Source organism: Gilvimarinus sp. 1_MG-2023 (assembly GCF_030548285.1).
Genome location: NZ_JAUOSC010000443.1, coordinates 1 through 347 on the forward strand (window position 1 = coordinate 1; position 347 = coordinate 347).

A 347-nucleotide genomic window follows, 5' to 3' on the forward strand; every position below is an offset into this window, starting at 1 on the left:
GTATTGGTTGGTGAGTTCATAAAGGCGCACATTACAAAAAGGGCAGGCGGCATCGCGAAAAAAAGCCAAGAGAATTTTTTTGCCCGAGTAATGGCTCAAGCTGACGGAGTTGCCATAAATATCTTTGGTTGAGAACTCGATAGGCGTACATGGGGCGGTGAGTTTCATAGGGGAAGCCTGTCAAATCAAGCATGAGAATAATCACTGCGTGAGTGGTTACAGGCAGCGGTCGATGGTGCTTTCAGACCATCTACTTGATCGTTCGTTCAAATGTTCGTTCAATCGGCTGATCCAGCGGACACATGAGTGCCGTCACGTTGCTCTCGAAAGGCGGTGGGTGCCAAACC

Annotated in this window: 1 protein-coding gene; it reads right to left on the reverse strand. The window is 49.0% G+C overall.

The window, feature by feature from the left end; all coding sequences use genetic code 11:
* Positions 1 to 168, reverse strand: a 168-nt coding sequence (locus tag Q4563_RS23645) for a peroxiredoxin family protein (RefSeq protein WP_442903780.1), incomplete at its 3' end; no start/stop codon positions are given.
* Positions 169 to 347 lie beyond the last annotated feature (179 nt).